31 protein-coding genes are annotated in these 25,656 nt (G+C 66.9%); 12 read left to right on the plus strand and 19 right to left on the minus strand.

Annotated elements, in window-relative coordinates:
• Positions 1 to 47: 47 nt before the first annotated feature.
• Positions 48 to 2,153, plus strand: coding sequence for a lytic transglycosylase domain-containing protein (locus tag RXV90_RS11320; protein WP_316648781.1), 2,106 nt, complete (start codon positions 48 to 50; stop codon positions 2,151 to 2,153).
• Here the strand turns inward: RXV90_RS11320 and RXV90_RS11325 are convergent.
• The gene (locus tag RXV90_RS11325) at positions 2,150 to 3,025 is read right to left on the minus strand and encodes a DMT family transporter (RefSeq protein WP_316648783.1); all 876 of its coding nucleotides are present in this window, start codon (positions 3,023 to 3,025) and stop codon (positions 2,150 to 2,152) included. The two genes, RXV90_RS11320 and RXV90_RS11325, sit on opposite strands and share 4 nt — an antisense overlap.
• Positions 3,022 to 3,681 (minus strand): tRNA (5-methylaminomethyl-2-thiouridine)(34)-methyltransferase MnmD, encoded by a 660-nt coding sequence (gene mnmD, locus RXV90_RS11330; protein WP_316648785.1) that lies wholly within the window; start codon positions 3,679 to 3,681, stop codon positions 3,022 to 3,024. The genes RXV90_RS11325 and mnmD overlap by 4 nt, the downstream gene beginning before the upstream one ends.
• Positions 3,682 to 3,732: 51 nt before the next feature.
• Between mnmD and RXV90_RS11335 the strand changes: the two genes are divergently transcribed.
• The 3 genes from RXV90_RS11335 to rnhA all read left to right on the plus strand — a co-directional run bounded on the left by RXV90_RS11335 (position 3,733) and on the right by rnhA (position 5,785).
• Positions 3,733 to 4,791 (plus strand): NAD(P)/FAD-dependent oxidoreductase, encoded by a 1,059-nt coding sequence (locus tag RXV90_RS11335; protein WP_316648787.1) that lies wholly within the window; start codon positions 3,733 to 3,735, stop codon positions 4,789 to 4,791.
• A 61-nt stretch (positions 4,792 to 4,852) separates the two neighbouring features.
• Positions 4,853 to 5,302 carry a DUF3429 domain-containing protein gene (locus RXV90_RS11340; RefSeq protein WP_316648789.1) on the plus strand — a complete coding sequence of 150 codons (450 nt, stop codon included), beginning with the start codon at positions 4,853 to 4,855 and terminating at the stop codon, positions 5,300 to 5,302.
• Between the two features lie 6 nt (positions 5,303 to 5,308).
• The gene (gene rnhA, locus RXV90_RS11345) at positions 5,309 to 5,785 is read left to right on the plus strand and encodes a ribonuclease HI (RefSeq protein ID WP_316648792.1); all 477 of its coding nucleotides are present in this window, start codon (positions 5,309 to 5,311) and stop codon (positions 5,783 to 5,785) included.
• Positions 5,786 to 5,791: 6 nt separating this feature from the next.
• Here rnhA and RXV90_RS11350 read toward each other — a convergent pair whose 3' ends face one another.
• The 5 genes from RXV90_RS11350 to def (RXV90_RS11370) are packed head-to-tail and all read right to left on the minus strand — an operon-like array spanning position 5,792 to position 8,453.
• Entirely contained in the window at positions 5,792 to 6,028 is a 237-nt protein-coding gene (locus tag RXV90_RS11350; protein ID WP_316648793.1) for a hypothetical protein, read from the minus strand.
• Position 6,029: 1 nt separating this feature from the next.
• A complete protein-coding gene (gene fmt / locus RXV90_RS11355) occupies positions 6,030 to 6,944 on the minus strand; it encodes a methionyl-tRNA formyltransferase (RefSeq protein WP_316648794.1) in 915 nt (304 codons plus the stop codon).
• Positions 6,941 to 7,438, minus strand: a complete 498-nt coding sequence (def, locus tag RXV90_RS11360; protein ID WP_316648795.1) for a peptide deformylase — start codon at positions 7,436 to 7,438, stop codon at positions 6,941 to 6,943. The genes fmt and def (RXV90_RS11360) overlap by 4 nt, the downstream gene beginning before the upstream one ends.
• Positions 7,435 to 7,935: a peptide deformylase gene (gene def / locus RXV90_RS11365; RefSeq protein WP_316648796.1), complete on the minus strand. Its 501-nt coding sequence runs from the start codon at positions 7,933 to 7,935 to the stop codon at positions 7,435 to 7,437. The genes def (RXV90_RS11360) and def (RXV90_RS11365) overlap by 4 nt, the downstream gene beginning before the upstream one ends.
• Entirely contained in the window at positions 7,932 to 8,453 is a 522-nt protein-coding gene (gene def / locus RXV90_RS11370) for a peptide deformylase (RefSeq protein WP_316648797.1), read from the minus strand. The genes def (RXV90_RS11365) and def (RXV90_RS11370) overlap by 4 nt, the downstream gene beginning before the upstream one ends.
• Positions 8,454 to 8,548: 95 nt before the next feature.
• On the opposite strand from def (RXV90_RS11370), the gene RXV90_RS11375 reads away from it, so the two are divergent.
• Positions 8,549 to 9,715, plus strand: coding sequence for a MalY/PatB family protein (locus RXV90_RS11375; protein WP_316648798.1), 1,167 nt, complete (start codon positions 8,549 to 8,551; stop codon positions 9,713 to 9,715).
• A gap of 3 nt (positions 9,716 to 9,718) precedes the next feature.
• On the opposite strand, the gene RXV90_RS11380 is transcribed toward RXV90_RS11375, so the two are convergent.
• Positions 9,719 to 10,069, minus strand: coding sequence for a hypothetical protein (locus RXV90_RS11380; protein WP_316648799.1), 351 nt, complete (start codon positions 10,067 to 10,069; stop codon positions 9,719 to 9,721).
• A gap of 227 nt (positions 10,070 to 10,296) precedes the next feature.
• On the opposite strand from RXV90_RS11380, the gene RXV90_RS11385 reads away from it, so the two are divergent.
• Complete coding sequence (locus tag RXV90_RS11385; protein ID WP_316648800.1) at positions 10,297 to 11,292, plus strand: glutathione S-transferase family protein; 996 nt, start codon at positions 10,297 to 10,299, stop codon at positions 11,290 to 11,292.
• Here the strand turns inward: RXV90_RS11385 and RXV90_RS11390 are convergent, their stop codons facing one another.
• Entirely contained in the window at positions 11,293 to 11,667 is a 375-nt protein-coding gene (locus RXV90_RS11390; RefSeq protein WP_316648801.1) for a response regulator, read from the minus strand.
• Between the two features lie 197 nt (positions 11,668 to 11,864).
• On the opposite strand from RXV90_RS11390, the gene RXV90_RS11395 reads away from it, so the two are divergent.
• Positions 11,865 to 13,049, plus strand: coding sequence for a lytic murein transglycosylase (locus RXV90_RS11395; protein ID WP_316648802.1), 1,185 nt, complete (start codon positions 11,865 to 11,867; stop codon positions 13,047 to 13,049).
• 46 nt (positions 13,050 to 13,095) lie between these two features.
• Here RXV90_RS11395 and RXV90_RS11400 read toward each other — a convergent pair whose 3' ends face one another.
• From RXV90_RS11400 to smc, 4 genes are all read right to left on the minus strand, one after another.
• Complete coding sequence (locus RXV90_RS11400) at positions 13,096 to 13,320, minus strand: hypothetical protein (RefSeq protein ID WP_316648803.1); 225 nt, start codon at positions 13,318 to 13,320, stop codon at positions 13,096 to 13,098.
• Positions 13,321 to 13,329: 9 nt separating this feature from the next.
• Positions 13,330 to 13,476, minus strand: coding sequence for a hypothetical protein (locus tag RXV90_RS11405; protein ID WP_316648804.1), 147 nt, complete (start codon positions 13,474 to 13,476; stop codon positions 13,330 to 13,332).
• A gap of 37 nt (positions 13,477 to 13,513) precedes the next feature.
• Positions 13,514 to 13,639, minus strand: coding sequence for a hypothetical protein (locus tag RXV90_RS11410; protein ID WP_316648805.1), 126 nt, complete (start codon positions 13,637 to 13,639; stop codon positions 13,514 to 13,516).
• Between the two features lie 64 nt (positions 13,640 to 13,703).
• Positions 13,704 to 17,159 (minus strand): chromosome segregation protein SMC, encoded by a 3,456-nt coding sequence (gene smc / locus RXV90_RS11415; protein WP_316648806.1) that lies wholly within the window; start codon positions 17,157 to 17,159, stop codon positions 13,704 to 13,706.
• 243 nt (positions 17,160 to 17,402) lie between these two features.
• Here smc and RXV90_RS11420 point away from each other — a divergent pair, with 243 nt between their 5' ends.
• The 3 genes from RXV90_RS11420 (at position 17,403) to RXV90_RS11430 (ending at position 19,129) form a co-directional block, all read left to right on the plus strand.
• Positions 17,403 to 17,816, plus strand: a complete 414-nt coding sequence (locus RXV90_RS11420; RefSeq protein ID WP_316648807.1) for a GNAT family N-acetyltransferase — start codon at positions 17,403 to 17,405, stop codon at positions 17,814 to 17,816.
• Positions 17,817 to 17,890: 74 nt separating this feature from the next.
• The gene (locus RXV90_RS11425; RefSeq protein WP_316648808.1) at positions 17,891 to 18,418 is read left to right on the plus strand and encodes an NADPH-dependent FMN reductase; all 528 of its coding nucleotides are present in this window, start codon (positions 17,891 to 17,893) and stop codon (positions 18,416 to 18,418) included.
• Positions 18,419 to 18,514: 96 nt separating this feature from the next.
• On the plus strand, positions 18,515 to 19,129 hold the full coding sequence (locus RXV90_RS11430) for an NAD(P)H-dependent oxidoreductase (protein ID WP_316648810.1): 615 nt from the start codon (positions 18,515 to 18,517) through the stop codon (positions 19,127 to 19,129).
• Here the strand turns inward: RXV90_RS11430 and RXV90_RS11435 are convergent.
• Genes RXV90_RS11435 through dgcN form a run of 4 tightly spaced genes read right to left on the minus strand, consistent with a single transcriptional unit; the run spans position 19,126 to position 22,317 of the window.
• Positions 19,126 to 19,980, minus strand: a complete 855-nt coding sequence (locus RXV90_RS11435; RefSeq protein WP_316648812.1) for a D-amino-acid transaminase — start codon at positions 19,978 to 19,980, stop codon at positions 19,126 to 19,128. The two genes, RXV90_RS11430 and RXV90_RS11435, sit on opposite strands and share 4 nt — an antisense overlap.
• A gap of 11 nt (positions 19,981 to 19,991) precedes the next feature.
• Positions 19,992 to 20,963 (minus strand): N-acetyl-D-Glu racemase DgcA, encoded by a 972-nt coding sequence (gene dgcA / locus RXV90_RS11440; protein ID WP_316648813.1) that lies wholly within the window; start codon positions 20,961 to 20,963, stop codon positions 19,992 to 19,994.
• On the minus strand, positions 20,963 to 21,283 hold the full coding sequence (locus RXV90_RS11445) for a DUF7716 domain-containing protein (RefSeq protein ID WP_316648814.1): 321 nt from the start codon (positions 21,281 to 21,283) through the stop codon (positions 20,963 to 20,965). Before RXV90_RS11445 ends, dgcA begins: the two co-directional genes overlap by 1 nt.
• Before the next feature lie 29 nt (positions 21,284 to 21,312).
• Positions 21,313 to 22,317, minus strand: coding sequence for an N-acetyltransferase DgcN (gene dgcN / locus RXV90_RS11450; RefSeq protein WP_316648815.1), 1,005 nt, complete (start codon positions 22,315 to 22,317; stop codon positions 21,313 to 21,315).
• Between the two features lie 265 nt (positions 22,318 to 22,582).
• On the opposite strand from dgcN, the gene RXV90_RS11455 reads away from it, so the two are divergent.
• A complete protein-coding gene (locus tag RXV90_RS11455; RefSeq protein ID WP_316648816.1) occupies positions 22,583 to 23,542 on the plus strand; it encodes an L-malyl-CoA/beta-methylmalyl-CoA lyase in 960 nt (319 codons plus the stop codon).
• A gap of 25 nt (positions 23,543 to 23,567) precedes the next feature.
• Here RXV90_RS11455 and RXV90_RS11460 read toward each other — a convergent pair whose 3' ends face one another.
• On the minus strand, positions 23,568 to 24,236 hold the full coding sequence (locus RXV90_RS11460; protein ID WP_316648929.1) for a calcium-binding protein: 669 nt from the start codon (positions 24,234 to 24,236) through the stop codon (positions 23,568 to 23,570).
• A gap of 185 nt (positions 24,237 to 24,421) precedes the next feature.
• Between RXV90_RS11460 and RXV90_RS11465 the strand changes: the two genes are divergently transcribed.
• A complete protein-coding gene (locus RXV90_RS11465; RefSeq protein WP_316648817.1) occupies positions 24,422 to 25,198 on the plus strand; it encodes a hypothetical protein in 777 nt (258 codons plus the stop codon).
• Between the two features lies 1 nt (position 25,199).
• Here the strand turns inward: RXV90_RS11465 and RXV90_RS11470 are convergent, their stop codons facing one another.
• Positions 25,200 to 25,541, minus strand: a complete 342-nt coding sequence (locus tag RXV90_RS11470) for a hypothetical protein (protein WP_316648818.1) — start codon at positions 25,539 to 25,541, stop codon at positions 25,200 to 25,202.
• Positions 25,542 to 25,656 lie beyond the last annotated feature (115 nt).

Genomic DNA, 25,656 nt, shown 5'->3' on the forward strand with positions numbered 1-25,656 from the left:
AAGTTTGTGTGTTGTACGTTAACCAAGGGGCGCTAGGATCGGCGGCCATGACCGGGACAGTGATGCAGCTATCGCGCACAATCATGGGGGCGGCCCTCGGGGCGGCTCTCGCACTGCCTGCCGGGGCGGTGTCGGGCGATATCGCGCCCAAGGCCCGTCCCCTCGCCGAAAAGGCCCGTTCCGAACAGGCGCCGCGCGCCCGGCCTGACGGGCTTCTGGTGCGGCCCGATCCGACGGTCTCGACGAAAGCGGCGCCCTCACCGCGTGCGGTGATTCCCGAAATCACCCCGCTCGAACGCGCCATGGCGCGGATGCGCGAAGGTGACTGGGGGTCTGCCCTGCGAATCGCCGGGCCCGCCGGCTCCGTCACCCGCGACATCATCGAATGGCATCGCCTCCGCGCCGGACGCGGCGAATTCGACGAAGTGGTCGATTTCCTCGCCCGCCGTCCCGACTGGCCGGGGCTCGACTACCTCAGGAAGCGCAGCGAGGGCAAAGTGCCGTATCGCCGCCGCACCGACGAGGTGATCGCGTTTTTCGCCGACATGCCGCCGCAAACGGGCGCCGGGCTCATCGTCCTCGCCGCCGCCCAGGAAGAGGGCGGCAATGCCGAGGCCGCGCGCCGCCTCGCGATCGAGGCGTGGACGATGCACGACCTGACGCAGGCCGACGAACGCTACCTTCTGGAACGCTACGGCGAGGTGCTGAAGGATCACCACGAGGCGCGGCTTGACTACCTTCTCTGGGCCGGCGAGGCAGAGGCCGCCGAACGCCTCTTCCCGCGTGTCTCCGAAGGCTGGCAGGCGCTGGCCCGGGCGCGCATCGCGCTCCGAAAAAAGGCTAAGGGCGTCGATACGCTGATCGAAAAGGTGCCCGCCCGCCTCGCGGGTGACCCGGGGCTTGCCTATGAACGCTTCATGTGGCGGCTCGACAAGGGCCGCCGCGACGGCGCAGTCGAAATCCTGCTGGAACGCGAGGGCACGCGCGCCGCACTCGGCCAGCCCGCCCACTGGGGCAACTGGCGCCGCATCCTCGCGCGGCAGTGGATGCGCGCGGGTGACGGGAAGACGGCCTATGCGATTGCCTCCGCCCACGGGATGACGCCGGGCGAAGGCTATTCCTACGCCGATCTCGAATGGCTTTCAGGCTATCTCGCGCTCACCTATCTCGACGATGCGGAAACCGCACTCCGCCATTTCCGCAGCTTCCGGGCCGCAGTGGAAACGCCCATCAGCCTCGGACGCGCGGGGTATTGGGAAGGCCGGGCGCATGAGGCGCTGGGCGACGCGGAAGGCGCGGCGATGGCCTATGCCTTCGGCGCGGAATACCAGACCAGCTTCTATGGCCTCCTCGCGGCGGAGCGTGCAGGCCTGCCGATGGATCCCGCCCTCACCGGGCGCGAGGTGATCGACGACTGGCGGCTCGCGGGTTTCCGCAATTCGGCGGTGTTCCAGGCGGCGGTGCTGATGCACACGGCGGGCGAACGCGATCTGGCCGAACGCTTCCTCACCCATCTGGCCGAAAGCCTGACGCCGGTGGAAATCGCCCAGCTTGGCGATTTCGCCATCGAGATCGAGGAGCCGCATTACGCGGTGATGATCGGCAAGCGCGCCGCAAGCCGCGGCATCGTGGTGCCCCGCGCCTATTACCCGGTGATCGATCTGGGCCTGGGCGCCCTGCCGGTGCCCGAGGAACTGGCCCTCGCCATCGCCCGGCGCGAAAGCGAATTCGATCATACCGTGCGCAGCGGCGCGGGCGCGGTCGGGCTAATGCAGGTGATGCCGGGCACGGCCCGCGATGTCGCCCGCGAACTGAAGATCAGCTATTCGAAAAACCGCCTGCAGGACGATCCGGTCTATAACGCGCAGCTCGGCGTCACCTATCTCGACGGTCTGATCCGCACCTTCGGCGAAAACTTCGTGCTCGTCTCCGCGGGCTACAACGCAGGCCCCGGCCGCCCGTTGCGCTGGATGGAAGAGCGGGGCGATCCCCGGCGCGGTCAGCTTGATGTCGTCGACTGGATCGAACGCATCCCGTTCCGCGAAACCCGCAACTACGTGATGCGGGTTATGGAAAGCCTGCCGGTCTACCGCGCCCGGCTGACCGGCGAAACAGCCCCTATCCGCCTCAGCGAAGAACTCACCGCCCGCTAGGCAGCCTTCCGGCCCACCGCCTCGCGCCAGAGCGTGAAAAGACCCGCCGCCACCACGATGGCGACGCCGATCGCCACGTTCACCTTCAGCGTCTCGCCGAAAACGACGATGCCCGCGATCGACGCGAAGACAAGCTGGAGGTAGGCGAAGGGCTGCACCGCGCTCGCCTCCGCCACCTCGTAGCAGCGGATCAGAAACCAGTGGCCCAGCGCCCCCGTCATGCACAGCGCCGCCATCCACGCCCAGTCGGGCCGCGTCATCGGTTCCCACATCCACAGCCCCGCGGGCGTCAGCGCCACCGCCCCCACCGCCCCGGTCCAGAAGAACGTGACCGACGCGCTGTCCCACCGCGACACGTACCGCGTCAGAAGCCCGTAAAGCGCGAACATCCCCGCCGCCAGCAGCGGCACAAGCGCGGCGGGCGTGAACACCGCCGCCCCGGGTTGCAAGATCACCACCATCCCGACCGCCCCGATCGCGATCGCGGCCCAGCGCCGCCAGCCCACATGCTCCCCCAGAACCGGCCCCGACAGCGCGGCGATCAGCAGTGGGTAACTCGCGAAGACCGCGTGGCTTTCCACAAGCCCCAGAAGCACAAAGGCCAGCACCATCACACAGATCTGCACCGACAGCAAAAGACCCCGCACCACCTGCAACACCGGCCGCTTCGGACTCAGCACCCGGGCCAGCCCGCCCGCGCGCCGCACCGCCACGGCAAGCGCGAACACCCCGAAGAACCAGAACCGGATCGTCACCACCATCACCACGTTGTACTCGCTCGCCAGGTGCCGCGAGATCCCGTCCTGCGCCGCGAAGACCAGCGTGGTCGCGACCATCAGAAGAATGCCAAGTCGTGTGTTCTGTTCGGTCATGAAAGCCGCGCCACCGTCATGTGCCGCTTCCGTCCAAAGCCGGGCCGCCGCTCCACCGCGAACCCCGCGGCCTCAAGCCCCCGTCGCACATCGCCTGCCGCGCTATAGGTCGCCGCCGTCCCACCCGGCGCGGTGTGGCGCGCAACCTCCGCCAGAAGTCCGGGCTCCCACAACTCGGGGTTCCTCGAAGGCGCAAAGCCGTCCAGAAACCACGCATCCGCCACGCCCGGCCAGCCGGGCAGCATCTTGCGCGCATCCCCGACCACCACCTCTGCCGCGACGCCTCCGATGGTGAACGACACGCCCCGCCCCCAGGCCCCGGCAAGCGCCGCGCGCCCGGAAAGCCCCGGAAACGCCTCAAGCGCGCGGGCCATCTCCTCCGCCGTCATCGGAAAGGCCTCGAAGCCGGTGTAACGCACACCTTCCACCCCAAGCTCCCAGGCCAATTCCGCAAGCGCCAGAAGGTTCAGCCCGGTGCCGAAGCCAAGCTCGGCCACGTGAAACCCGGGCACAAGCCGCGCACCAAGATCATTGCCGTCCACAAACACGTGCCGCGTCTCCGCCAACCCGTCCTCCAGCGAGAAATACGGGTCGTCGAAGGCCCGCGACACAGGCACCGCGCCGTTCCATTCGATATCTGCCCGCTGGTCTGCCACGCGCCGCTGTCCTAGGAGTAATCGGGCGAGCTATGGAGGAGGCGCGGGGCCTTGGCAACGCCGGACATCACCGTACGCGGCGCGGGCATCTTCGGCCTGTCGGTCGCCTGGGCCTGCCAGTCGCGCGGCGCGCATGTGCAGGTGATCGACCCGGGCGGGCCGGGGGCCGGCGCCTCGGGCGGGATCGTGGGTGCCCTCGCCCCCCACGTGCCCGAACGCTGGAACCCGAAAAAGGCGTTCCAGCTCGAAAGCCTCCTGACGGCCGAAGGGTTCTGGGCTGAGGTGAAAGTGGTCTCGGGCCTGTCCCCCGGCTACGCCCGAACCGGCCGCCTCCAGCCCCTGAAAGACGCCGCCGCCCTCGATCTTGCGCGCCAGCGCGCGAGCTCTGCGGCAGAGATCTGGGGCCCCCACGCCACATGGTCGGTGATCGAGGCGGATCCCGACGCGGCATGGGGCCCCCGCACCGAAACCGGCCACCTCGTCCACGACACGCTCACGGCCCGCATCCACCCCCGCCGCGCCTGCGAAAGCCTCGCGGCAGCGATCGCCGCCCGCGGCGGCGAGGTGCTCCGTGACGGCGAAGAGGCGGGCACCGTCATCCACGCCACCGGCACCGCTGGGCTCAAAACCCTCTCCGAAAGCCTCGGCAAACCGCTCGGCGACGGGGTGAAAGGCCAGGCTCTCCTCCTCCGCCACGCCGCCCCCGAGGGCGCGCCGCAGATCTTCGCCGACGGGCTCCACATCGTGCCCCACGCGGACGGCACCGTCGCCATCGGCTCCACCACCGAACGCGACTTTACCCACGAGACCCCCGAAATCGGGGCGACCGACGCGCTTCTCGACCGTGCCGTCGCGGTGCTGCCCATCCTCCATGGCGCGGCCATCCTCTCCCGCTGGGCGGGCCTTCGCCCCCGCGCGATAACCCGCGCGCCGCTTCTCGGCCCCTGGCCCGGCCGCCCCGGCCAATTCATCGCCAATGGCGGCTTCAAGATCGGCTTCGGCATGGCCCCGGGCGTGGCGGAGGTGATGGCCGATCTCGTCCTCGACGGGCGTGATCGCATCCCCGAAGGCTTCCGCATCGACGATGCGCTCGCCCGTGCGTCGCGTTAACGCCACACCCCCGAAATCAGCCCCTTGCCCAACCGGGCGCGATTAACCAAAAGACGGGGTCATGACGCGCGTCCCCACCGCTCCCCTTCTTCTCGGCCTCGCCGGGCTTCTGCCGTTTCTCTGGGGCGTGGCCACGATGTATGTGCCCGCGCTGCAGGAACTCACGCTCTCGACAGTCGGCCCGCGCTTCGCCGGGCCCTATGTGCAACTGTCCTACGGAACGGTGGTCCTCGCCTTCATGTCGGGCGTCCTCTGGGGCTTTGCCACCAGGGCCGAGGGCGCGGTTGCGGCCAGCGGCTACGCGCTCTCCGTCCTCCCCACCCTCTGGGCCTTCTTCTTCGTGGGCGGCGGGCCGGTTTCTGCGGCGATCTACCTGATCGCGGGCTTCATCGCTCTTCTCGCGCTCGACTGGATGTTCGCGCGGCAGGGCCTGGCGCCATCGTGGTGGATGCGCCTGCGGCTTCTTCTGACGACGGTCGTCGTCCTCACCCTGATCCCGGTCACCCTGTGAGGCCCCATGCCTGAGCTTCTTGCCTTCACCGACGGCGCCTGTTCCGGCAACCCCGGCCCGGGCGGTTGGGGCGTGCTGCTCCAGGCGCGCGACGGCGACACCATCCTCCGCGAGAGGGAGCTTTCGGGCGGCGAAGCGGAAACCACCAACAACCGGATGGAGCTTCTGGCGGCCATCACGGCCCTCGAAACCCTCGAGCGCGCTGCGGCGGTGACGATCATCACCGACAGCACCTATGTGAAGAACGGCGTCACGGGCTGGATCTATAGCTGGAAGAAGAACGGCTGGCGCACGGCCGCCCGCAAACCCGTCAAGAACGAAGATCTCTGGCGCCGCCTCGATGCGGCGCAGGAACGCCACCGGGTGACGTGGGAATGGGTGAAGGGCCACGCGGGTCATCCTGAAAACGAACGCGCCGACGAACTCGCCCGCGCGGGCATGGCCCCCTACAAGCCGAAGAAACCGAAAAACGGCGAGGCGTGAAGCGCACTACCGCCGCCAGTGCGTCGGCACGATGATCAGCGCCCCCACCGAGGCCACGATCGCGTTGATCCCGGGCCGCCCGAAGCTGATCCCGAACATCAGCGTCACGAAGTAGAACAGAAACGCCCCGCCCACGCAGATGATGATCGACTGCAGGTAACCGTTATGGGTGAACCCGGTCTTTTCGGCGATATAGCCCACGATCCCGGCGATCACGACCGTTCCGATCAGCGTTGGAAACATCTTACGCTCCGCCTCCCAGTTGCGTGCCCGGCGGCAGGGGGGTGCCATTCAGGAACGCCGCCGCGTCCTGCCGCCCCCGGCCCTCGATCTGCGCCTCCGTCACCTCGACGGCCCCGGCACCGCAGGCGATGCGAAACCCGCCCAGAACCACGCCGGGCGCACCCGCGCCGTCGATAACTCGCGACCGCAAGAGCTTGAGCCTCCTGCCGTCCAGCATCGTCCACGCGCCGGGAAAGGGCGACAGCCCCCGGATCTGCCGGTCCACCTCCGCCGCGGGTCGCGTCCAGTCGATCCGCGCCTCCGCCTTGTCGATCTTGCCGGCATAGGTCACGCCGTCCCCGGGCTGCGGTTCGGGCACCAGTGTATCAAGCCGCTGAAGCACCTCCACGATCAGCCGCGCGCCCATCTCCGAAAGCCGGTCATGCAGATCCGCCGTCGTCTCCTCCGCCCCGATCGCCGTCGCCTCGCGCAGAAGCACGGGGCCGGTATCCAGCCCCGCCTCCATCTCCATGATGCAGACGCCCGTTTCGGCATCCCCTGAAAGGATTGCCCGGTGGATGGGCGCCGCCCCCCGCCAGCGCGGCAAAAGCGAGGCGTGGATGTTCAGACAGCCATGCGCCGGCGCATCCAGCACCGCCTGCGGCAGGATCAGGCCATAGGCCACCACCACCGCCACATCCGCCTTCAGCGCGGCGAACTCCGCCTGCACGGCATCGTCCCGCAAGCTCTTGGGATGCCGGACGGGCAGGCCCAGCGCCTCCGCCCGCGCCTGCACCGGGCCGGGTCGCTCCTTCTGCCCCCGCCCCGCCGGACGCGGCGGCTGGGTATAGACGCAGGCAATGTCGTGCCCCACCCCGTGCAGCGCCTCAAGCGCGGGCACCGAAAACGCAGGCGATCCCATGAAGACAACCCTCACGACGCCACCTTCTTCGCCCGCTTCAGAACCATGTCGCGCTTCGTCCGGCTCAGCCGCTCGATGTAAAGCTTGCCGTCCAGGTGATCGATCTGGTGCTGCACGCTCGTGGCCCAGAGCCCGGAGAACGCCCGGTCCTGCACCGCGCCGTCCTCGCCCAGGTAGCGCACCGTCACCTCGGCGGGCCGCTCCACCTCCGCCGACACGCCGGGCAGGCAGGGGCTCGCCTCTGGATGGCGGTTCATCGCCTCGGACCGCGAAACGATTTCGGGGTTCGCCATCCTCACGGCCCAGCCCCGTTCATCCGATGCATCGACGACACACAGCCTCAGCCCGACCCCGATCTGCGGGGCGGCCAGCCCCACGCCGGGCATCGCTTCCATCGTGTCGATCATGTCCTGCCAGATCGCGCGGATCTCGTCGGTCACCGCCTCGACAGGCGCGGCCGGCGTCCGCAGCATCCGGTTCGGCCAGCGCAGGATCGGCCGCGCGCTCACGCGCCAGCCCCATAGGCCGCGACGGCCTCCGCCCGCGCCTCTTCGCTCAGCCGGTCAAGTGTCACTATCCCATCCAGGTGATCCAGCTCGTGCTGCGCACACCGCGCCAGCATCCCTTCAAGAAACACCGTCTCCCGCCGCCCCGAAAGCGCGGTATAGGCCAGTGTCACCGCCTCGGGCCGCATAACCTCGGCCAGAACGCCAGGGATCGACAGACACCCCTCGCCCATCGCCATTTCATCCTCCGACCGGCCCACGATCTCGGGATCGATGCAAACCCACGGGTCTTCCGGTCCCTCCTTCCACGAGATGTCCATCACGAACACCCGTGCCGCCACGCCCACCTGCGGCGCGGCCAGCCCGCGCCCCGGCGCGTCGTACATCGTCTCCAGAAGATCCGCCGCCAGCGCCCTGACATCGTCACCCACCGCGCCCACCGGCGCGCACACCTCAGCCAGAACCGGATCGGGCCAGAGAACGATGGGCCGAACCGTCACGCCCGCGCCCGCTCGCGCTTCAGCTTCACCATCTTGCGGGTGATCATCTGGCGCCTGAGCGGCTTGAGGTAATCGATGAACAGCTTGCCGTTCAGGTGGTCGATCTCATGCTGCACGCAGGTCGCCCACAGCCCGTCGAACGTCTCTTCCCGGCTCGTGCCGGTTTCGTCCATCCAGGCCACCGTCACTTCGGCGGGCCGCTCCACATCCCCGTATTGCTCGGGGATCGAAAGACAGCCCTCCTCATAGGTGTTCATCTCCTCCGAAACCCACCGGATCTCGGGGTTGAACAGGATCAGGGGCCTCGGCGCCGCGCCCTCTTCCTTGACGCAATCCATCACCAGAAGGCGCTTCAGCACACCCACCTGCGGGGCGGCAAGCCCGATCCCGGGCGCATCGTACATCGTCTGAAGCATGTCGTCGGCCAGCACCCGCAGATCCGACGAGATATCGGTCACGGGTTCGGCCACCTTCTTCAACCGCGGATCAGGGTGGATTATGATGTCTCTCAGCGCCATGGCCTTCATTTAGGCGAGCGGCGCGATCCCTGCAATCGGCTTGCAGCGGCGGCGGATCAAACTACGCTCCCGCCGTGGTATCAGGTGGAGGCCAAATGAACTTCGACAAACCCACGGATCGCCGCGGCTCCTATTCGGTGAAATGGGACAGAACGCAGGCGCTGTATCCCGTCGGCGAAGATTTCATCCCGATGTGGATCGCCGACACCGATTTCGAGGCGCCCGAATGCGTCCGCGATGCCGCCCGCGCCATGGTCGATCACGGCATCTTCGGCTACGGCTTCGATACCGACAGCTATCTGGCCTCCGTCGTCTGGTGGGCCGAAACCCGCCACGGCTGGTCGCCCGATCCTGCGGCGATCTTCACGGTAACGGGGCTCTGCAACGGCATCGCCCTCGTCCTCGATACCTATACCGACCCGGGCGACGGCGTGGTGATCTTCTCGCCGGTCTATCACGAATTCGCCGCCACGATCCGCGCAGGCGGCCGCCGCGCGGTCGAGGTCGAGCTTCCCCGCGAAGACGGCCGCTACGTGATGGATCTCGACGCCGCCCAGGCCGCGCTCTCGGGCGACGAGAAGATCCTGCTTCTCTGCTCGCCCCACAACCCGGTGGGCCGGGTCTGGACGTCGGGCGAACTCGCCGCCCTCGTCGATTTCGCCAACCGCAACGATCTGATCCTCGTGTCCGACGAGGTGCATCAGGATCTCGTCTATCCCCACGCCACCTTCACCCCCACGATGCGGGTCGACGGGGCGGCGGACAATCTGATCGTCCTCTCGGCGGCCTCGAAGACCTTCAACATCGCCGGAATGCGCATCGGCAACGTGATTATCCCCAACGCCGAACTCCGCGCCCCCTTCGCCGACCGGATGCGTGCCCTCAAACTCCAGCCGAACATCATCGGCATAGCCATGACCACCGCCGCCTACAGCCCCGAAGGCGCCGATTGGGCCGATGCTCAGGTCGCCTATCTCGACAGGAACCGCGCGGTGTTCGAAAAGGGCGTGGGCGCCATCCCCGGCCTCACCGCCACCCCGCTCGAGGCCACCTATCTGGGCTGGGTCGACTGGTCGGGCACCGGCATGACGCGCGAGGAAATCCACCGCCGCGTCATGGAAACCGCCGGCATCGCGCCGCAGCGCGGCCCAGATTTCGGGCCGGGAGGCGAAAAGTTTCTGAGGTTCAACTTCGGCACACAGCGCGCCCGCGTCGAAGACGCCGTCGCACGGCTTCAATCCGCCTTCGCCGATCTGCAGTAGGGCTCAGCCCTGCCCGATCAGCGCCACCGGCGCGCGTGGATCAAGCTCGTAATCCTCCGGTGCATGGTCCATCGCCGGTGTGGCGCGCTTGAACTCGTACACCATCTCGCCCGACTCTTCCGACGAGGCCACGATCAGGCATTGCGACAGGTGCCGCGCGCCTTCGTAAACATCGACAAGCCCGCGCAGACTCGAGGCTTCCTCGGGGTCCACCGCAAACCCGTCATCCCAGTAACGCAGAATGGCGAAGGTCTGGTCGCCAACCTTGACCTTCAGGCGAGACGTCTTCCTCAGATGCGCCTTCCGGGCAAGCTCAAGCCCTGCACGCACCTCTTTGGGCAGATATTCCGACATGTCCTGACTCCCCCGAGCAGCACTGCGCAGGGTGGCCCAATTCGCCTCTAAATCAAGAAAAATTTATTCAAACCTCTGAAAACCGGAAACAATCCGCCATTTCACAAGGGAAAGTCGCGGAATCGGCGCATTTCATCTGTGCGCCAAAACACCGCCCCCCTGCGCCCATCTCGGATGTCTGTGCGTTGATTCTGTCCTATGTAGACCGCCAGCAAAGGAGAGTTCCAATGGGCCAACTGGTCGAAGGTGTCTGGCACGACACGTGGTATGAAACGAAGGAAACCGGCGGCAAGTTTGTGCGTTCGAACGCCGCCTACCGCAACTGGATCACCGCCGATGGCGCGCCCGGCCCCTCTGGCGAAGGCGGGTTCGAGGCCGAGGCGGGACGCTACCACCTTTACGTCTCCTATGCCTGCCCCTGGGCGCATCGGACGCTGATCTTCCGCAGCCTCAAGGGGCTCGAAAACATGATCTCCGTCTCCGTCGTTCATCCCGACATGCTGTCGGACGGCTGGACGTTCGACACCGGGTTCGACGGCGCAACGGGCGACGATCTCTTCGGGTTCGATTTCCTGCGCGACGTCTATCTGAAATCCGATCCCAACACCTCGGGCCGCGTCACTGTGCCGGTTCTCTGGGACAAGAAGCGCGGCACCATTGTCTCGAACGAAAGCTCCGAGATCATCCGCATGATGAACTCCGCCTTCGATCACCTCACCGGCAACACCGACGATTACTGGCCCGAAGAAATGCGGGGCGACATCGAAGAGGTGAACAAGCGCGTCTATTCGAACGTCAACAACGGCGTCTACAAATCCGGCTTCGCCACCTCGCAAACGGCCTATGACGAGGCCGTCACGGCGCTTTTCGAAAATCTCGACTGGCTGGAAGACCGGCTCTCATCCCGCCGCTACCTGATGGGCGACCGGATCACCGAGGCCGACTGGCGGCTGGTGACAACGCTCTTCCGCTTCGATCCGGTCTATCACCTGCATTTCAAATGCAACCGCAAACGCCTGATCGATTACCCCAACCTCTGGGCCTATGCGCGCGAGCTGTATCAGTGGCCGGGCGTGGCGGGCACGGTGAATTTCGATCACATCGTCCGCCACTACCACTACAGCCATGAAACGATAAATCCCCACCGGATCATTCCGATCAACCCGGTGCTCGACTGGGACGAACCCCACAGCCGCGACGAGATGATCCGCAAGGCGGCGTGATCAGCCGGCCGGCTCCGTCCCGTGATGCTCCACCAGCGCCGCCAGGTCCTCTGGCGGCGTTCTGGCCGGCAGGAAGGCGGCGGTGTTCGGCACCAGCTGAAATATCGACCCGTCCGAGAAAAACCGCGTCCGCGTGACGAAGATGACCTTCGCGCGCGGGTGCCGGTAACTCGCGAAATCCGCGACGGCCAGCGCGCTGCCTTCCTGAAGGTCGAGGCTGAGAACGATCACCTGCGCAGGGTGGAACTGAAGATGCTCCACCGCATCGGCCTGCGACCCCGCAATACTGACCTTCACACCCTGGCGTTCCAGATGCGCTTTCCAGACGCTGGCCAGGCTGCCGTCGTTTTCCACGATCAGAACATCGGTCGACACGGCGGCCACCTCGGTTGAGTTTTTAAGATTTTAGACGAATTGGCTCTATTTGCCGCCCAATTCGTTAACCAAAGGTTAACAAACCCGAAGAAAAGGTTAACAAAGCCGTCTTCGCGCATGATTCCGCCGATTGGCGTTCGGGAGTTGAATTGCGCCCCCGGTCGCGTAGGGTCGCCCCGAAAAGCGCGAGAGGTCCCATGAGAACTGCCCCCATTCTCACCGCCGCCGTCCTGATGTCGGCGCTTGCCACCCCCAGCCTCGCCGCCGTGTCCTGCGGCGGCTCCTTCGGCGATTTCACCAGCCGCATGAAGGCCGAGGCGTCATCCCGCGGCTACGACAAGGCCACGGTCGATCGCTTCTTCGCCTCGGTCCGGCAGGATCCCGCGGTGATCCGCGCCGACCGCGCGCAGGGCATCTTCCAGATGCCGTTCACCGATTTCGCCCGCCGCCTGATCAGCCAGAACAGGGTCCAGAACGGCCAGCGCAACGCCCAGCGCTACGACACGGTCTTCGACCGGATCGAACAACGCTGGGGCGTGCCGCGCGGCGTCCTCCTCGCCTTCTGGGCGTTCGAAACCGATTACGGCGCCGTGCAGGGCGACTTCAACACGGTGAACGCGCTGATGACGCTCAGCCACGATTGCCGCCGCCCCGATCTCTTCCGCCCCCAGGTCTTCGCCGCGCTGGAACTCTTCCGCCGCGGCGATCTCGATCCGGCCCGCACCACCGGCGCATGGGCGGGTGAAATCGGCATGGTCCAGATGCTGCCGGGCGACATCATCGAGGCCGGCATCGACGGCGACGGCGACGGCCATGTGACGCTCAAGACCTCACCTGCCGATGCGCTTATGTCGGGTGCCAACATGCTCTCGCGCCTCGGCTGGCGCGCGAACGAGCCCTGGCTTCAGGAAATCACCCTGCCGGACAGTTTCGACTGGTCGCAAACCGGGTTGGAAACCAAGAAACGCGTCAGCGACTGGAAGCGCCTGGGCGTCAAGGGCCGCAGCGCGGCCCTCGGCCCCGACAGGCTCGAGGCCTCTATCCTCCTGCCCCAGGGCCGGAACGGTCCGGCCTTTCTCGCCTACCCGAATTTCGACGTCTATTTCGAATGGAACAAAAGCTTCGTCTACGTGATGACCGCCGCCTATTTCGCCACCCGGCTCGAAGGCGCGCCGGTCTTCGACGCCGGCAACCCCACCCCGGCGCTCTCAGGCGCGGAAATGAAGGCGCTCCAGCAGAAACTTACCGCCCGCGGCCATGACGTTGGCGGAATCGACGGCATTCTCGGCCGGATGACGCGCGAGGCGGTGCAGAAGGAACAGGCCCGTCTCGGCCTGCCCGCCGACGCCTGGCCCACGCGCGATCTTCTGAACCGTCTCTGAACCTGACGCCCCGGATCCCCGCAGGCCCCCTGCGGCTTTCCCGGCGTCAGGGCGCCATCGGCGTCCGGCTGCGCACGGGAAACCGCGTGCCGTCAGCGATGATCAGAACCATCCGCCCGCCAGCCTCCACATAGGTGTCGCACCGCCCGCGCCCGCTCTCGAACATCACGCACACATCGCCACCGGGCCCCGCCACATAGGTGCCCATGAAGGGCTCAAGCCCATCGGCATAGGTGTAACTGTAGCCTTCGCCCGGCCCATAGCGCGCCATCGATCCGTCTTAGAACCCGCTCACGTGCCCCGACAGCAGCGCGGCGGTTCCCTCCACCGACAGATCCGCCGACAGAATCGTATCGCCGTCGCGAATGCCCTGCGCCGCACCCGCGATGATCCCCGCACACAACGCGGCCTGACAACCGCGTCTCATGGCCGGCACCCTACGATGCCCGAAGCGTGCCCGCCGATCAGAACCACGTGATCGCCGCGCCCTCCCCGGAAAAGGAGGCCGGCACCCGCGCCTCCTGATCGCCCGCGCTTCCGGCCATGGCCAGAAACATCATCGCGATGGCCACTGCCGCCGCTTCCCGCATGCTCGTCCTCTCAGTGCCCCGGTTCTCCGGGGTCTAAAGCACACTCGTTAACCAAAGCCTGATCTCAGGCCACCAGGGCTTCTGCCTTCTTCAGGTCGACGGAAACAAGCTGGCTCACGCCCTGCTCGCCCATCGTCACCCCGAACAGCCGGTCCATCCGCGCCATCGTCACCGCGTGGTGCGTGATGATCAGAAACCGCGTCTCGGTCCGGCGCGTCATCTCGTCCAGAAGATCGCAGAACCGGTTCACGTTGGCATCGTCCAGGGGCGCATCCACCTCGTCCAGAACACAGATCGGTGCGGGGTTCGCAAGGAACACCGCGAAGATCAGCGCCAGCGCCGTCAGCGTCTGCTCCCCCCCCGACAGAAGGCTCAGCGTCGCCAGCTTCTTGCCGGGCGGCTGGCACATGATCTCAAGCCCGGCATCCAGCGGATCCTCGCTTTCGACCATCACAAGCTTCGCCTCGCCGCCCCCGAAAAGATGCGTGAACAGCATCCCGAAGTTCGAATTCACCTGCTCGAACGCGGTGAGAAGCCGCTCGCGTCCCTCTCGGTTCAAACTCGCGATGCCCGACCGAAGGGTGCGGATCGCGGCTTCAAGATCGGCTTTTTCGTTCACGAGCGTGGCGTGTTCTTCCTCCACTTCGCGCGCATCCTCTTCGGCGCGCAGATTCACCGCGCCCAGCGCATCGCGCTGCCGCTTCAGCCGCGCCACGTCGGCCTCCACCTTGTCGGCGGCGGGCATTGCATCGGGGTCGGCGTCGAGCGTTTCCAGAAGCTTTCCGGGGCTCGTGTCCAGATCCTCACGGATCCGCAACACGGCGGCCTCCACGGTTTCCCGCGCGCTCTCGGCACGCGCTTCCGCCGCCGCCCGGGCTTCCCGCGCCTCCGACGCCGCGCGCTCCGCCTGCCGTTCGGCATCCACCGCACCCCTCAGCGCGGTCTCTCCTTCCGCCAGGGCATCCGCCGCCGCCTTCCGCCGGGTTTCAGCGCCATCGATGTCGTCCGACAAGCGCTCCCGCGCAGCCTCAAGCTCGCCGGGCTTGCCGCGTGCGGCCTCAAGCTCCTCGCCCGAGGCGTCCACCCGCGACTGCAGCTCGGCGATCCGCGTCCCCGCCGTCTCCGCCCGGTTGGTCCACGAGGTCACTTCCGCCCCGATCGCCTCAAGCCGCTTGGCCCGGTCCTCCGCCTCGCGGCGCAATTCGTCGTGTTCCGACCGTCGGGTCATCATCGTCATCCGCGCGGCCTCGGCGGCCATCCGCAGGTCTTCCACCTCCGCCCGCGCCGCCTCGACATCGCCAAGGCCCTGCAACGCGGCTTCCGCCTCGCGCATCCGCGCCCGCGCCGAAGTCGCCTCGTCCGCGTGCCGTCGTGCCGCCTGCCGCGCGCTTTCCAGCCGCCCGGCCGCGATCGAACGCTCCGCCTCCGCCTTCGAAACCGCCCGGCTCGCCTCCGTCACCCGCTGGTCCGCCGCCCGCCGCGCATCCCGCGCCGCCCGGTCGGCCTCGGTCACCGTGGCCAGCTTCGCCTTCAGATGCTCATGCGCCTGCGTCGCGCCCGATGCCCGCGCGCTGGCCTCTTCCAGATCCTGCTTCAGCTCCTGCAACCGGTTCAGCTGCTTCAGCCTAAGCGCCGCCGCCGACGGCGCCTCGTCCGCCGCGGCACGGAACCCGTCCCACCGCCACAGATCGCCTTCGATGCTGACCAGCCGCTGCCCGGGCAGAAGATCGGCCTGCAGCCGCGCCCCGTCGGCGCTGTCCACAAGCCCAACCTGCGCCAGCCGCCGCGCCAGAACCTCGGGCACGGTCACGTGGTTGGTCAGCGCCGCAACGCCCTCGGGCAGAAGCTGGGGTTTGGCATAGCCGGGTAGCCTTGCCCAGCCGGTCGATCCGTCGCCCGCGATCTCCGGTGCACGCAGATCATCGGCCAGCGCCGCACCCAGCGCCTTCTCGTAACCGCCATCGACGCGCAGCAGGTCAAGCACCTGCCCGCCCTCGGCGGTATCGCGGTCGACCAGCCGCGCCAACGCGCCGACCTCGGCCTTGAGCGCGCTCACCTCGCCCTCGGCCTCCGACCGGCTTGCCCGCGCCTCGGCCTCCTGCGCCTGCACCGCGCCGCGCGCATCATCGGCGGCGGTCAGCGCCTCTTCGGCCTCGGCCGCGGCCTGCGACGCCACCTGAAGCTCGGCCTCCGCCACCTCGAACGCGGTCGCCGCCGCCCCTTCCGCGGCCTGCGCCTCGCGCGCGGCCGCCTCGGCCCGCGCCGCCTCGGCCTCGCCCCGTTCTGCGCTCTGCGTCGCGTCTTCCAGAAGGCGCTGCGCCGACTGGTGGCGCGCGGCCAGCCGCGCCATGTCCTCGGTCTGCCGCGTGAATTCCGATTCCCGGTCCTGCAAGACCTGCGCGGCATCCCGCGCCTCGGCGCCCGCCGCCTCGATCCGCTCTTCGTGGCCCTCGCCCTCGGCCTCAAGCGCCCGGGCCTCTTCCTCCAGCCGCGCGATCGTTTCGCCCGCATCCCGGCTCAGCGCCTCTTCCCGCTCCATGTCTCGGGTCAGCTGGGCGATCCGGGCCTCCAGCGTTTCGATCTGGCTCAGCGCCCGGGCTTCCTCGTCCGACAGGCGATCCCGCTCCACCGTCAGCCGCTGCAGCACGGCCTCGGCGATTGCCGCCTCCTCGCGCAGGGGCGGCAACGCGCCCTCCCGCGCCTCACGCGCGCCGCCGGCCTCCCGCGCCAGACGCTCGGCCTCTGCGGCGGCCTTGACCTTCACGCCAAGCCCCGCCTCGGCGGCCGCCCGCGCATCATCCGCCTCACGCCAGCGCCGGTACAGAAGAAGCCCCTCAGACCGCCGCAACTCCTCGCTGATCGCCCGGTACCGCGCCGCCTGCCGCGCCTGCCGCGCAAGCTGCGCAAGCTGCTGCGCCAGCGCCTCGATCACGTCGTCGACACGCGCCAGGTTCGTCTCCGCGCCCTTCAGCTTCAGCTCCGCCTCGTGCCGCCGCTGGTACAGGCCCGAAATCCCCGCGGCCTCTTCCAGAATCCGGCGCCGCGCCTGCGGCTTCGCGTTGATCAGTTCCGAGATCTGGCCCTGCCGCACCAGCGCCGGTGAATGCGCGCCGGTCGAGGCATCGGCGAACAGCATCTGCACATCGCGCGCCCGCACGTCCTTCTGGTTCACCTTGTAGGCGGATCCCACGTCCCGCGTGATCCGCCGCGCGATCTCCAGCACGTCGCTGTCGTTGAATCCCTGCGGTGCCAGCCGTTCGGAATTGTCGATCATCACGGCGACTTCGGCGAAGTTCCGCGCCGGGCGGCGCGTGGTGCCGGCGAAGATCACGTCCTCCATCCCGCCGCCCCGCATGGCGGTAGGGCGGTTCTCGCCCATCACCCAGCGCAGCGCTTCGAGGAGGTTCGACTTGCCGCACCCGTTCGGCCCGACGATGCCCGTCAGCCCGTTGGCAATCAGCATCTCCGTCGGGTCGACGAAGCTTTTGAACCCGTTCAGTCTGAGTTTCGTGAACTGCACGACGGCCGCCTGCTTTCTTCTTCGTGATTCCGCCTGGGACAAGCTTCCGCCCGTGCATCGGGGAAGTCAATTATGAACCCCACGGGATGCGGCCAAAGACAGTTTATCCACAAGATGTAGACATTCCGGGGCGCCAGCGGCCTGTTTATCCACAGGTTATCCACACTGTCTTTGCGAATCGTTGCGCGCAGCACGGCCGCCCCGCTACAGGGATCGCCGTGGGATCTGCCAAGGGGGCGAACGATGTTCGATCTGCCGCAACTCTCGATCAGAATCGAGTCGCCGTCTTCCGGCACCCTGAAAGGCATCATCGCCGAAAGCGGGCCGCTCGACACGGCTGGCGACACCGCCGATCTCTTTGCCCCCAACAGCGAGTTTCTCGTGGCCCGGCTCGATGGCCGCCCGGTCGGCTGTATCGCGCTGCTCGACCATGTGCGCTACGGCGAGGCGCGCCGCCTCTACGTCGTCGAAGAGATGCGCGGCAAGGGCATCGCCGCGGCACTCGTCACCGCGCTCGAAGGCGCGGCGCGCGAGATCGGGCTCACCTCGCTCCGGCTCAACACCAAGGCCAGCCATCACCGGATCGAAACCTTCGCAGGCTTCGGCTTCCGCGCTGCCGAAGGCAGCGGCGCCGCCTGGATGGAAAAGCGCCTCTGACCCGGGCGGGGGGTTGCAGAGGGCGGCTTTGCCGCTAGGTCGCAAAAGAACCGTCGCAAATCTTCCGTGATTCCATGCTTCTCTGCATTTCGGGCTCGCTTCGCGCCCAGTCGACCAACACGAAACTCGCCCGCGAGGCCGCGCGCCTCTACGGCGGGCCGCATGAATTCGGCGACATCCGCCTGCCGCTCTACGATGCCGATCGGGAAGAGGCCGATGGTATCCCATCCGAGGTGACGCGCCTCGCAGGCCAGATCGCGGGGGCCGAGGCGGTGGTCATCTCCTCCCCGGAATACAATCAATCGATCCCCGGCGGGCTGAAGAATGCGCTCGACTGGGTCAGCCGCACCAAGGGCACGCCCTGGCGCGACAAGCCGGTGGCGATCGTCTCCGCGGCGGCGGGCCGCGCCGGGGGCGCGCGCGCCTCCTACGCGCTCCGCCTCGCGATGACGCCCTTCCGCCCCCGGCTCCTCACCGGTCCCGAAGTGCTCGTCGCCGACGCCCGCAACCAGTTCGACGCCGAAGATCGGCTCATGGGTGAGATGTACATCAGGAACCTCACCGAACTGATGGAAACCCTCCGCCGCGCCGCGACCGGCTGACGTGCCGGCGCAACGCCGGGCGCGAACTTTCGCTTGACCTCAACCCGGCTTGAGCCCCTACGCTGCCCCCTTCACGCAGCGCCCGGAGCCACGCGAATGCACGTCCTCACCGTTCTGGATCACCCCGACCCGGCCTCGTTCAGCGCCGCCGCGGCCCGCCGCTTCATGGAAGGCGCCGAGGCCGCCGCGCACACGACCGAACTGGCCGACCTCCACGCCGAAGGCTTCGATCCGCGCTGGACTCTGGCCGATATCGAGGCCGATGACGGCGCCCCGGCCCCGCGGGACGTCGCCGCCGAACAGGCGCGCATCGCGCGCGCTGACGCGATCTGCCTCGTCTTCCCGCTCTACTGGTGGGGGATGCCCGCGATGACGAAGGGCTGGGTCGATCGCGTCTGGTCCTGGGGCTGGGCCTACGATCAGCTCGACGATCCCGAGCGGTCGCTCCAGCGGCCCCGCACGGGCATCCTCCTGATCCCCGCCGGGGCACGCTCCGACGAGATGCAGGCCGATGGAAACGAGGCCGCGCTTGATACCGCCTGGATCAGGGGCACCTTCGGCTATTTCGGCCTATCCCCTCGCCGCCTCGAACTGCTCCACGGCGCAACCGGCTCCGCAACCCGCCGCGCAGCGCTGCTGGATCGCTGCTACCACATCGGAAACACGCTGCCCGAACCCGCCCCGCACGCAGCCGGGCAAACCGCGCCCTAAACCGCCGCCTTCCGGCTTTCGTCGAGGTAGATCTCCCGCAGCCGCCGCGCCACCGGCCCGGGTGCCCCGTCGCCCAGCGTCACGCCGTCGATCTCCACCACCGGCATCACGAAGGCCGAGGCCGAGGTCACGAAAGCTTCATCCGCCGCCTTTGCCTCTTCCACGGTGAACGCCCGCTCCTCGACCTCCATCTGCGCCTCCCGCGCAAACCGCAAAACGGCGGCCCGCGTGATCCCGTGCAGAATGTCGTTCGACAGGTGCCGCGTGATGATCTTCCCGCCCTTCACGATATAGGCGTTGTTCGAGGTGCCTTCGGTAACGTGACCATCCTCGGTCATCCAGGCGTCATCCGCGCCCGCCTTCTTCGCCATCATCTTGCCCATCGACGGGTAAAGAAGCTGCACCGTCTTGATGTCCCGCCGCCCCCAGCGGATATCGGGGATCGAGATCACCTTGATCCCGTTCGCCGCCGCCGGGCTTTCGGCCAACCCGGGCTTCGACTGGGTGAACATCACAAGCGTCGGCGCCGCGCCCTCGGGAAAGGCGAAATCCCGGTCCGCCGCGCCCCGCGTCACCTGCAGATAGACAAGTCCGTCCTCGATATCGTTCCGCGCCACAAGCTCGCGGTGAATATCCAGAAGCGTGTCGTCATCGACGGGCGCGGCCATCTCAAGCTCGCCAAGCGATCGCTTCAGCCGCGCCGCATGGCCCGCGAAATCGATCAGCTTGCCGCCCAGCACGCTCGTCACCTCGTAAACGCCATCGGCAAACAGAAACCCCCGGTCGAAGACCGATACGGTGGCCTCTTCCTCGGGCAGGTACTCTCCATTCACGTAAACGGTACGGCTCATGCGCAGGCTCCTTATCCCCAAAGCGCGGCATCCGGCGGATGCACGCCTGCCTCGTCGTAATGCAGCGGCGGAACCCGGTCTTCCGCCAGAAGCAGCGGGCCGTCAAGATCCACGATCTCCGCCCCCTGCGCGACCAGCACGGCGGGCGCCATCGCAAGGGACGAGCCCACCATGCACCCCACCATGATGCCATAGCCCCCGGCCCGCGCGGCATCGCGCAAGGCCAGCGCCTCGGTCAGCCCCCCGGTCTTGTCGAGCTTGATGTTCACCATGTCGTACTTGCCCTCGAGGCCCGGCAGGCTCCTGCGGTCATGGCAGCTTTCGTCAGCGCACACGGGCAGGGGCCGCGCGATCTCCCCCAGCATCCCGTCATCGCCCGCGGGCAAAGGCTGTTCCACCATCTCCACGCCCAGCCGCACCAGGTGTGGGGCAAGCTCGGAATATTCCTCCGCGCTCCAACCCTCGTTCGCATCGATGATGATGCGCGTCTTCGGCGCGCCGGCCCGCACGGCCTCGAGCCGCGCCATATCCCCCTCGCCCCCCAGCTTCACCTTCAGAAGCGGGCGATGGGCGTGTTTCGCCGCCGAAGCCCGCATCTCCTCAGGCGCCGCGAGGGACAGGGTGAAGGCCGTCACCACCGGCCCCGGCGCCGCCGCGCCCGGCCCCAGAAGCTCCCAGGCCCGCACGCCCTGCGCCTTGGCAATCCTGTCCCACAGGGCGCAGTCCACCGCATTCCGCGCCGCGCCCGCCGGCATCATGGCTCCCAGCGTCTCGGGCGTCAGCGGCCCCGACAGCGCGCCGATCTGCGCTTCCACGCTCTCCAATGTCTCGCCATACCGCGCGTAGGGCACGCATTCGCCGCGGCCCTCTACGCCGCCCTCCTCCACCGTGACGGTCAGCACCTGCGCCTCCGTCCGGCTGCCGCGCGAGATCGTGAAGGCCTCCGCCAGCCGGAACCTGTCGCGCGTCACCGATACCAGCATCAGCCCAGGTCCGCCGCATCGACGCGCAGGAACGCATCCTCGTCGTGGTAATGGCCAAGCGCGCGGTAAAGAAGATCCGCCCCATAGCCCTCCACCTGCGCATCCAGGTTCGCCCGCACCGACCGCACGTCATCGACGCCGAGGAACGGCCGCCATACCGCGCCGGCCACCTCGATCCACGGGCCCACGGCATCATCCGCGATCTCCGCATCATCGGCATCGAGCACGACCATGGGCGTCTCCCCCGTCACCGCACCCCCCTGCCAGAACAGAAGATGCGACCACGGGGCACTGTCGATCCGCTGAAGGATCCGGGACAAGGGCTCAGGCTGTCTCACGAACGCCAGCGTTACCCGATGGCGTCAAGCGCGTCCACCAGCCGCCCGGCGCCCTGACGGAACGGGTCGCAGGCCGGAAGGCCCATGCGCCTTTCCACGTCCTCGAGATAGCTCAGCGCCTGATCCTCGCCCCAGGCAGAGGTGTTGACGGCAATCCCCACCACCTCGCAGCCCGGGTTCACGATCCGCGCCAGCGGCAGCGCCATGTCCCTCAGCGCCTCGAGCGTGGGCAACTGGTAATCCGGCAGCCCCCGCATATGCGCCCGCGTCGGCTCGTGGCTCAGGATCAGCGCATCGGGCTGCCCGCCATGGATCAGCGCCATGGTCACACCAGAGAACGACGCGTGAAACAGGCTGCCCTGCCCCTCGATGTGATCCCAGTGATCGTCGTCGTTGTCCGGTGTCAGCCATTCCACCGATCCGGCCATGAAATCCGCGATCACGGCATCAAGCGGCACCCCGTCACCGGTCACCAGGATGCCGGTCTGCCCCGTCGCGCGAAAGGTCGATTTCATCCCGCGCGCCCGCATGTCCTTGTCCATCGCCAGCGCGGTGTACATCTTACCGACCGAGCAATCCGTGCCCACCGCCAGCACCCGCTTGCCCGACCGTTTCTTGCCGTTGGCGATCGGGTACTTCACGCTCGGCACCCGCACATCGTGCAGCATCCGGCCATGGGCCTTCGCGGTCGCCACCAGATCCTGCTCGTCGCGCAAAAGGCTGTGCAGGCCGCTGGCCAGATCGAATCCCTGTTCCAGCGCGGTGTGAAGCTCGGCCTTCCAGCTGTCGGAAATCACGCCGCCCCGGTTCGCCACCCCGATCACCAGGGTTTTCGCCCCGGCCGCGCGGGCCTCTGCCAGGTCCATGTCCGGCACCTTGACATCCGCCTGGCACCCGGGCAGCCGAAGCTGGCCCACCACGTTCTCGGGCCGCCAGTCGCGGATTCCCTGTGCCACCTTCACGGCAAGCTGATCCGGCGCATCGCCGAGGAAAAGAAGATACGGGGTTTCAATCATCGCAAGGGCCCTCCAGCAGCGCGCGCCACTATGGGGGCGTGCGATCTCAATTTCAGCGAAAATTCAGACCCGCAACTGCCGAATTTTCGCAATTCGTTTTTCAGAAGTGGCATTCTGCACAAGAATCTTGCACGACCGGTGCCGAAGGCGACGGCATCGTCCCTGCGCAGGGCAAAGTTTCTGCACGTGCAAAATGAACCTTGCCGCACCGCCCGCAATAATCTACCCCTCAGCGCAACCAAACCGAAATAAAGTTGCTTTCTCCATGTCCTTCCGCATTCAGCCGCAAGCGCCCGCCCGCCCCAACCGCTGCCAGCTTTTCGGCCCCGGCTCGCGTCCCGCGATCTTCGAGAAGATGGCCGCCTCTGCCGCCGACGTGATCAACCTCGATCTCGAAGACAGCGTGGCCCCCGACGACAAGCCCGAGGCCCGCAAGAACATCATCCAGGCGATCTCCGACATCGACTGGGGCAACAAGCACCTTTCGGTCCGGATCAACGGGCTCGACACGCCCTACTGGTATCGCGACGTGGTTGACCTGCTCGAACAGGCGGGCCCCCGGCTCGATCAGATCATGATCCCGAAGGTCGGAAACGCCGCCGATATCTACGCCGTCGACGCCCTCGTCACCTCCATCGAGGCGGCGATGGGGCGCGAGAAACCCATCGCGCTCGAGGTGATCATCGAAAGCGCCGCGGGCATCGCCCATGTCGAAGAGATCGCTGCAGCCTCCCCCCGCCTCCAGGCCATGTCGCTGGGCGCCGCCGATTTCGCGGCCTCCATGGGAATGCAGACAACCGGCATCGGCGGTACGCAGGAAAACTACTACATGCTCCGCGACGGCGCGCGCTACTGGTCCGATCCCTGGCACTGGGCGCAAACGGCGATCGTCGCCGCCTGCCGCACCCATGGCGTGCTGCCGGTCGACGGGCCGTTCGGCGATTTCTCCGATGACGAAGGCTTCTGCGCCCAGGCGCTTCGCTCTGCCACCCTCGGCATGGTCGGCAAATGGGCGATCCACCCCAAACAGGTAGCGCTCGCGAACGAGGTCTTCACCCCGTCGGACGCCCAGGTCAGCGAAGCCCGCGAAATCCTCGACGCCATGGAACAGGCCAAGCGCGAGGGCGCCGGGGCCACGGTCTACAAGGGAAGGCTGGTCGATCTCGCCTCGATCCGCCAGGCCGAGGTCATCGTGCGCCAGGCCGACATGATCGCGGGGCGCTAGGCGCGCCGGACCGGCGCGCGCGCCCTCAGAAAACGAAATCCCCCGGGTCGAGATCGCCCAGCGCAACGCCCAGAAGCACAACGCTGTCCGCCCCCGCGCTGATCCGCACATCCGCACCCTCGGCCACCATGTGCGCGGCCACAAGATCCGCCCAGTCGGTGATCTCCGTCACCGCGCTCAGGTCGATCCGCTCGAACGCATTTCCCGCCTCGAAATCGAGGATCACATCCGCCCCGAACCCATCGGTGAACACGAAAGTGTCGGCATTGAAATTTCCCGCCAGCACATCGTCGCCCGGCGCCGCCAGGATCGTGTCGAACCCGGCCCCGCCGAACAGCTCATCGGCCCCCGCGCCCCCGTCGATCAGGTCGTTGCCGGGCCCGCCATTCAGCCTGTCATCCCCGCCGCCGCCCAGAAGCACGTCGTCGCCGCCCTCTCCGAACATCCCGTCACCCATTTCGCCGCCATCGAGAAGATCGGCCCCCGCGCCCCGGAACAGCCGGTCGAACCCGTCGCCGCCCAGAAGCACGTCATCCCCCGTGCCACCATAAAGCACATCCGCCTGCGCCCCGCCGTCGAGCCAGTCGCTTCCGTCCCCGCCCTCCAGCCGATCGAAGCCGGCATTGCCTTCCAGCCGGTCCGCCCCGGCCTCGCCCCAGAGCAGATCCTCCTGCGTTCCACAAGGATGAGAGATACGACTTCAAGAACCGGAAGGCATGGTCTGCCGCTGCTCCAAACTTTGGCATTCCTTTTGGTTCGACAGTCCTAACCATCGAAATCATTCTTCCAGACGCAGCGGCTCTTCCGAACCAGTATAGGGACGGGCTGACTGCACCAAGTGACCGTTCGCCCATCCTCGCCGAGCACTTCCACGGCCTCGTGCGCGAGTTGATGCCGGATTGGGTCAAAGAAGTTATTCGGAAAGAGCATCCGCCATCTGACGACAACCTAGACGATCTGCAAAAGGACCTTCAAAAGCTCTTGGATGAGTTCCGTGTCCCAACGATAGCCTTCAATCCGAAGCGCCTTCACGACCCCCAGAAGGTGGACAAGACCAACGATGGATCGGACGAGACTGACTTCTTCAATTCTGACCCCCTAGATTCAGACGACCCGGTCGACGAAGAGCTTATGGACCGCATTCGGCACCAGACGCCGCGAGCGAGCCCAACAAAGAAAGTGAGGAAGGCTCCTGAGGGAGCGAAGCTGTCCAAAGAGTCCCGCGCCTTGGAGCGGGTCCCCACCATTGAGATTCTGGTGGACCCAGAAGAGATTGCAGCGAAGGCGATTTCTGGGCGGGCCGGTCGCTTCTACAAGGACAGTCAGACGCTATTTGTTAACGGGAAATACTCCGCAGTTGACCGCATGGCCGCTGAACTCGAACTTTCGTTCGCAGGACAGGGCGACGCCGAAGAAGTTCGAAGAGCAGTTTTGAAGGCGGCACAGCGGTTCACCGCTTTCAGGGTGGGTAAGGCCACTTGCTACGCGATCAGCAAACGGTTGGCTGACGATTGGAGTATCGACGATTTGGATCGAGCCACTTCGCCGGAGTCCCTTTCATTGGCCGCCGATGACTATCGGCAAAGCCTGAATTCTGCACGCAAATGGGTAAAGACAATTCTCAAAGAGCATGCGGTGGACACGGATGCTGCTTGAATCAGGTTTCTGGCGCGATCAACTCGGCTGATGCACGGTCCTGATTGAGCCTAAACAAACGGGCTAGAATTTCGTCATCGGAAAGCATCCCGGCCCGAAAATCGTTTCCCCAACCGTAGGCTTCAGCGACGGCTTCATCCAATGTGCGGTGGGCATGGTTGAGCCATGCAGGGCGGACGTTGTAGAGGTTTGTCAGCGTGCGCTTTTTGAGTTCCGCTGCCGCCTTGTCGTCCTTTGGCACGATGCGGTCAGGGTAGCCGGGAACGACCTCGGGAATTCGGTCCACAAGGTCCGGCGGGTTCAACCAGTTTTCACGCAATTCGTTGAGCCGGGTACCGGCCATATCGTCTGAGCTTGTTTCCATGCTCTCTTCGCTCTGGTGAGCCGCGCGTCTGCCGGCATTCCATTACCCACCGGGTCTTAATCGAGCATGAATTGAACACCGCGCCGGCCGCGAC

Origin of the sequence: Ovoidimarina sediminis, from assembly GCF_032586175.1 — a bacterium.
Lineage (GTDB): Bacteria > Pseudomonadota > Alphaproteobacteria > Rhodobacterales > Rhodobacteraceae > Ovoidimarina > Ovoidimarina sediminis.

What these genes read in the sequence shown, in the direction of transcription:
- RXV90_RS11320 (WP_316648781.1), top strand. Translation starts at nt 48, where the DNA reads ATGACCGGGACAGTGATGCAGCTATCGCGCACAATCATGGGGGCGGCC.
- RXV90_RS11325 (WP_316648783.1), bottom strand. Translation starts at nt 3,025, where the DNA reads ATGACCGAACAGAACACACGACTTGGCATTCTTCTGATGGTCGCGACC.
- RXV90_RS11340 (WP_316648789.1), top strand. Translation starts at nt 4,853, where the DNA reads ATGACGCGCGTCCCCACCGCTCCCCTTCTTCTCGGCCTCGCCGGGCTT.
- rnhA (WP_316648792.1), top strand. Translation starts at nt 5,309, where the DNA reads ATGCCTGAGCTTCTTGCCTTCACCGACGGCGCCTGTTCCGGCAACCCC.
- RXV90_RS11350 (WP_316648793.1), bottom strand. Translation starts at nt 6,028, where the DNA reads ATGTTTCCAACGCTGATCGGAACGGTCGTGATCGCCGGGATCGTGGGC.
- def (WP_316648797.1), bottom strand. Translation starts at nt 8,453, where the DNA reads ATGGCGCTGAGAGACATCATAATCCACCCTGATCCGCGGTTGAAGAAG.
- RXV90_RS11375 (WP_316648798.1), top strand. Translation starts at nt 8,549, where the DNA reads ATGAACTTCGACAAACCCACGGATCGCCGCGGCTCCTATTCGGTGAAA.
- RXV90_RS11380 (WP_316648799.1), bottom strand. Translation starts at nt 10,069, where the DNA reads ATGTCGGAATATCTGCCCAAAGAGGTGCGTGCAGGGCTTGAGCTTGCC.
- RXV90_RS11385 (WP_316648800.1), top strand. Translation starts at nt 10,297, where the DNA reads ATGGGCCAACTGGTCGAAGGTGTCTGGCACGACACGTGGTATGAAACG.
- RXV90_RS11395 (WP_316648802.1), top strand. Translation starts at nt 11,865, where the DNA reads ATGAGAACTGCCCCCATTCTCACCGCCGCCGTCCTGATGTCGGCGCTT.
- RXV90_RS11400 (WP_316648803.1), bottom strand. Translation starts at nt 13,320, where the DNA reads ATGGCGCGCTATGGGCCGGGCGAAGGCTACAGTTACACCTATGCCGAT.
- RXV90_RS11405 (WP_316648804.1), bottom strand. Translation starts at nt 13,476, where the DNA reads ATGAGACGCGGTTGTCAGGCCGCGTTGTGTGCGGGGATCATCGCGGGT.
- RXV90_RS11410 (WP_316648805.1), bottom strand. Translation starts at nt 13,639, where the DNA reads ATGCGGGAAGCGGCGGCAGTGGCCATCGCGATGATGTTTCTGGCCATG.
- RXV90_RS11420 (WP_316648807.1), top strand. Translation starts at nt 17,403, where the DNA reads ATGTTCGATCTGCCGCAACTCTCGATCAGAATCGAGTCGCCGTCTTCC.
- RXV90_RS11425 (WP_316648808.1), top strand. Translation starts at nt 17,891, where the DNA reads ATGCTTCTCTGCATTTCGGGCTCGCTTCGCGCCCAGTCGACCAACACG.
- RXV90_RS11430 (WP_316648810.1), top strand. Translation starts at nt 18,515, where the DNA reads ATGCACGTCCTCACCGTTCTGGATCACCCCGACCCGGCCTCGTTCAGC.
- RXV90_RS11435 (WP_316648812.1), bottom strand. Translation starts at nt 19,980, where the DNA reads ATGAGCCGTACCGTTTACGTGAATGGAGAGTACCTGCCCGAGGAAGAG.
- dgcA (WP_316648813.1), bottom strand. Translation starts at nt 20,963, where the DNA reads ATGCTGGTATCGGTGACGCGCGACAGGTTCCGGCTGGCGGAGGCCTTC.
- dgcN (WP_316648815.1), bottom strand. Translation starts at nt 22,317, where the DNA reads ATGATTGAAACCCCGTATCTTCTTTTCCTCGGCGATGCGCCGGATCAG.
- RXV90_RS11455 (WP_316648816.1), top strand. Translation starts at nt 22,583, where the DNA reads ATGTCCTTCCGCATTCAGCCGCAAGCGCCCGCCCGCCCCAACCGCTGC.
- RXV90_RS11470 (WP_316648818.1), bottom strand. Translation starts at nt 25,541, where the DNA reads ATGGCCGGTACCCGGCTCAACGAATTGCGTGAAAACTGGTTGAACCCG.